Source organism: Streptomyces sp. SID14436, assembly GCF_010548465.1.
Taxonomy (GTDB): domain Bacteria; phylum Actinomycetota; class Actinomycetes; order Streptomycetales; family Streptomycetaceae; genus Streptomyces.
On record NZ_JAAGMD010000514.1, the window covers coordinates 1 to 4,942 of the forward strand.

Genomic DNA, 4,942 nt, shown 5'->3' on the forward strand with positions numbered 1-4,942 from the left:
TGGGCCCGGGCGGGGAGGTCCTCGGGCCCGCCCGGGGTCCCGTCGGTCCCGGCGGGGGCCGGGGAGCGCAGGGGGACGGCGAAGCCGGTGTCGCGGTGGGCCGAGCGGAGGGCGGTGCCGAGCACGCCGAGCACCGCTCCGGTGGCGGAGTCCACCACGGGGCCGCCGGCCGCGCCGCCGCCGAGCCGCAGCGCGTCCCGGCCGGCGGTGCCGATGGCGAGTTCGAGGGCGTCGTCCAGGCGGTGGAAGCGGTCGGTGGCGGTGTACGTCACGGTGGTGGCGCCCAGGACGCGCGCCTCGCGCCAGCATCCGGCGGCGAGGGTGACGTAGGTGCCGCTGGCGACCCGGTCGCGTGCGGTGACCGGCAGCGGGTCGAGGCCGAGTCCCTCGCTGCGGACCAGGGCGAGGTCGAGGGCGGGCAGCGGGGTGACGGCGTCGGCGTCGACCACGCAGGTCCGGCCGCCCGGGGCGTGCAGGACGAGGCGGGCCAGTCCGTCGACGGCCTCGTGGCTGGTGATCACGGTGCCGTGGTGGTCGGCGAGGAAGCCGGTGCCGCGGGGCCGGCCGGCGAGGTCGTGGACGCCGACCAGGAGGTCCTCGGGAGGGGGCGGCCCGGGCGGTGCTCCGCCGGGCTCCTGAGCGGTGTCCGGTCCGTCAGGGGTGTCGGATCCGCGACGGAGCCGGTTGCGCGACGTCATCGTCGAACCTCCCCGCCGTACTGCCGTACCACCGTGCCTTCGTTCTGAACAGTAGGCCACGATGATCAGCGGGAAACGCCCTGCGGCGAACGCGCCCCCTTCCGCTCCCCCGGTTCACTCCGAGCGCCTGCACGTACGGGTGAACAGAGCGGGGCTGGTGGATACACCCTAGGGGTGGGGGAACCGAGGGGGACCGTGGAGCGGCGGCAGGTGAATCCCCGTGACGCCTCTCCACGGGCGGGGACTGCCGGAACCGGTCGGCGCGGAAGCACCGTCGCCCTGTCGACGAGCCGACCGGGCGGCTCGTCGACAGGGCGACGGTGGGGGCCGGACCGGCTGCGGGTCCGTCAGGCGAAGACGGCCAGGCTCTTGGCCTTGCCCTTGTGCTCCTCGACCAGGGCGAGCAGGGTGCCACCGGGGCCGAAGACGGCCACCGGACCGGCGCCCGCGTACAGCTCGGGCAGCTCCAGCCGGACGCCGTTGGTGAGCAGCCGGGCGTGCCGGGCGTCGACGTCCCAGCGCGGGAAGGCGGCCGCGGCGGCCTCGGCGATGGGCATCACGACGAGTTCCTGCTGCAGCTGGTCCAGTGTCCTCGCGGCGTCGAGCCGGTAGGGGCCGACGCGGGTGCGGCGCAGCGCGGTGAGGTGCCCGCCGACGCCGAGTCCGGCGCCGAGGTCGCGGGCGAGGGCCCGGATGTAGGTGCCGGAGGAGCAGACGACGGACACGACCAGGTCGAGCACGGGGGTGCCGTCCTCGGCGACGGCCTCCCGGACGTCGTGCAGGACGAAGGAGGAGACGGTGACCGGCCGGGCCGGGATGTCGAAGTCCTCGCCCTCGCGGGCCCGCTTGTAGGACCGGACGCCGTCGATCTTGATGGCGCTGACCTTGGACGGGACCTGCATGATGGCGCCGGTCAGTGCGGTGATCCCGGCGTCGAGGGCCTCACGGGTGACCTGGGAGGCGTCGGTGGAGGAGGTGATGTCCCCCTCGGCGTCGTCGGTGACCGTGGTCTGGCCGAGCCGGACGGTGCCGACGTACTCCTTCTCGGTCAGCGCGAGGTGGCCGAGCAGCTTGGTGGCCTTCTCGACGCCGAGCACGAGGACGCCCGTGGCCATCGGGTCGAGGGTGCCGGCGTGGCCGACCCGGCGGGTGCGCGCGATGCCCCGCATCTTGGCGACCACGTCGTGCGAAGTGAAACCCGACGGCTTGTCGACGATGACAAGGCCGTCGGGCGTGGGGGGCTTCTGCGTCATTCGGCGGTGTCGTCCGTCTCGTCGTCGTCCGGCTTGCGGTACGGGTCGGCGCCGCCCGCGTAGGTGGCGCCCGCGGACGCCTCGCGCACCTTGGCGTCGGACTGGCGCGCCTTGTCGAGGAGGTCCTCGATGTTGCGTGCCGTGTCCGGGAGGGCGTCCATGACGAAGGTCAGGGTGGGCGTGAACTTCACGCCGGCCGCCCGGCCCACCTCGGAGCGCAGGACGCCCTTGGCGCTCTCCAGGCCCGCCGCGGCGGCCTGGCGCTCCTCGTCGTCCCCGTACACCGTGTAGAAGACGGTCGCCTCCCGCAGGTCACCCGTGACCCGGGTGTCCGTGATGGTGACGTGCGAGCCGAGCCGCGGGTCCTTGATCCCGCGCTGCAGCTTCTGGGCCACCACCTCTCGGATGAGGTCCGCCAGCCTTTTCGCCCGCGCGTTGTCGGCCACTGGTCCGTCTCCCGTTCTTTCCTGATCTCGTTCTCGAAAGCTGGTCGTCAGTCGTCGTCCTCGCCGTGGAAGCGCCGCCTGACGGACAGCAGCTCCACTTCCGGATGCCCGGCGACCAGCCGCTCGCACCGGTCCAGCACGTCGGTGATGTGCCCCGCGTCGCCGGAGACCACCGCGAGGCCGATGAGCGCCCTGCGGTACAGGTCCAGGTGGTCCACCTCGGCCGCGCTCACCGCGTACTTGCGCTGGAGTTCGGCGACGATCGGGCGGACGACGGAGCGCTTCTCCTTCAGCGACCGTACGTCGCCGAGGAGGAGGTCGAAGGACAGCGTCCCCACATACATGTGCAACCGGTTCACCCGCCGGCACGGGATCGATGGCCCCGCCATCCAGTGGGCGGGGACATCACGAACGGTACAACGAAGCGGGCCGCTTGATCGACGGATATTGCGCCCCGCGGCTCCCGGCCGGTCCGGGACCGGGCACGCGCCGGCCGACGGGACGAGGAGTCCCGTCGGCCGGCGCGCGGACCGTGGCGGTTACGCCCGCGGCTTCTCGCGCATCTCGTACGTCGCGATGACGTCGTCGACCTTGATGTCGTTGAAGTTCCCGAGGTTGATACCGCCCTCGAAGCCTTCACGGATCTCGGTGACGTCGTCCTTGAAGCGACGCAGTCCCTCGATGGTGAGGTTCTCCGCGACCACCTTGCCGTCGCGGATGAGGCGCGCCTTGGTGTTGCGCTTGACCTCGCCGGAGCGGATGAGGACACCCGCGATGTTGCCCAGCTTGGACGACTTGAAGACCTCGCGGATCTCCGCCGTACCGAGCTCGACCTCTTCGTACTCCGGCTTCAGCATGCCCTTGAGGGCCGCCTCGATCTCCTCGATCGCCTGGTAGATGACCGAGTAGTACCGGACGTCCACACCCTCGCGCTCGGCCATCTGCTGTGCCCGCCCGGCGGCGCGCACGTTGAAGCCGATCACGATGGCGTCGGAGCCCATCGCCAGGTCGATGTCGGACTCCGTGACCGCACCGACGCCGCGGTGCAGGACGCGGATGTCGACCTCTTCGCCGACGTCCAGCTGGAGCAGCGAGGACTCGAGGGCCTCGACCGATCCGGACGCGTCACCCTTGATGATCAGGTTCAGCTGCTGGACCTCGCCGGCCTTGAGCACCTTGTCCAGGTCCTCGAGCGAGACGCGGCGCGTGCGCTTGGCGAACGCGGCGTTGCGCTCACGGGCGGCACGCTTCTCGGCGATCTGACGGGCCGTACGGTCCTCGTCCACGACGATGAAGTTGTCGCCCGCACCCGGGACGTTGGTCAGGCCCAGGACCTGGACCGGCGTCGACGGGCCGGCCTCGGCGACGTTGCTGCCGGTGTCGTCGAGCATGGCGCGCACGCGGCCGTAGGCGTCGCCCACCACCATCGTGTCGCCGACCCGCAGCGTGCCTCGCTGGACGAGGACGGTCGCCACGGCACCGCGGCCGCGGTCGAGCCGGGACTCGATCGAGATGCCCTGCGCGTCCTGCTTCGGGTTGGCCCGCAGGTCGAGCGAGGCGTCGGCGGTGAGGACGACGGCCTCGAGGAGGCTGTCGATGTGCAGACCCTGCTTGGCGGAGATGTCGACGAACATGGTGTCGCCGCCGTACTCCTCGGCCACCAGGCCGTACTCGGTCAGCTGACCGCGCACCTTGGTCGGGTCGGCGCCCTCGACGTCGATCTTGTTGACCGCGACGACGATCGGGACGTCGGCCGCCTTGGCGTGGTTGAGCGCCTCGACCGTCTGCGGCATGACGCCGTCGTTGGCCGCGACGACCAGGATCGCGATGTCGGTCGACTTCGCACCACGGGCACGCATGGCGGTGAACGCCTCGTGACCCGGGGTGTCGATGAAGGTGATCTTGCGATCCTCTTCGTTGACCTCGGTCGTGACCTGGTAGGCACCGATGTGCTGGGTGATGCCGCCCGCCTCGCCGGAGGCGACGTTGGTCTTGCGGATGGCGTCGAGCAGACGGGTCTTGCCGTGGTCGACGTGACCCATGACGGTGACGACCGGCGGACGGACCACCAGGTCCTCCTCGTCGCCCTCGTCCTCGCCGAACTCCAGGTCGAAGGACTCGAGCAGCTCGCGGTCCTCCTCCTCCGGGCTGACGATCTGAACGGTGTAGTTCATCTCGTCCGCGAGGAGCTGGAGCGTCTCGTCGGAGACGGACTGGGTCGCGGTGACCATCTCGCCGAGGTTCATCATGACCGCGACGAGCGACGCCGGGTTGGCGTTGATCTTCTCCGCGAAGTCGGTGAGCGACGCACCGCGCGACAGGCGAATGGTCTCGCCGTTGCCGCGAGGCAGCATCACACCGCCGACCGACGGGGCCTGCATGGCCTCGTACTCCTGGCGCCTCTGCCGCTTCGACTTGCGGCCACGACGCGCGGGACCGCCGGGACGGCCGAAGGCGCCCTGCGTGCCACCGCGGCCACCGGGACCGCCGGGACGGCCACCGAAGCCGGGACGGCCGCCGCCGCCGCCGAAGCCGCCGCCGGGAC

The 4,942-nt window shown here is 71.6% G+C and carries 5 protein-coding genes; all 5 read right to left on the reverse strand.

Features of this window, described 5'->3' with window-relative positions; translation table 11 throughout:
* A partial coding sequence (locus tag G3I53_RS17895; protein WP_164438547.1) for a trypsin-like peptidase domain-containing protein occupies nucleotides 1–698 on the reverse strand: 698 nt, incomplete at its 3' end.
* A 347-nt stretch (nucleotides 699–1,045) separates the two neighbouring features.
* Nucleotides 1,046–1,951, reverse strand: a complete 906-nt coding sequence (gene truB / locus G3I53_RS17900; RefSeq protein WP_164333397.1) for a tRNA pseudouridine(55) synthase TruB — start codon at nucleotides 1,949–1,951, stop codon at nucleotides 1,046–1,048.
* The gene (rbfA, locus tag G3I53_RS17905; RefSeq protein ID WP_164333398.1) at nucleotides 1,948–2,397 is read right to left on the reverse strand and encodes a 30S ribosome-binding factor RbfA; all 450 of its coding nucleotides are present in this window, start codon (nucleotides 2,395–2,397) and stop codon (nucleotides 1,948–1,950) included. The genes truB and rbfA overlap by 4 nt, the downstream gene beginning before the upstream one ends.
* Nucleotides 2,398–2,444: 47 nt before the next feature.
* The gene (locus G3I53_RS17910) at nucleotides 2,445–2,741 is read right to left on the reverse strand and encodes a DUF503 domain-containing protein (RefSeq protein WP_164333401.1); all 297 of its coding nucleotides are present in this window, start codon (nucleotides 2,739–2,741) and stop codon (nucleotides 2,445–2,447) included.
* 195 nt (nucleotides 2,742–2,936) lie between these two features.
* Nucleotides 2,937–4,942, reverse strand: a 2,006-nt coding sequence (gene infB / locus G3I53_RS17915) for a translation initiation factor IF-2 (protein ID WP_164438548.1), incomplete at its 5' end; no start/stop codon positions are given.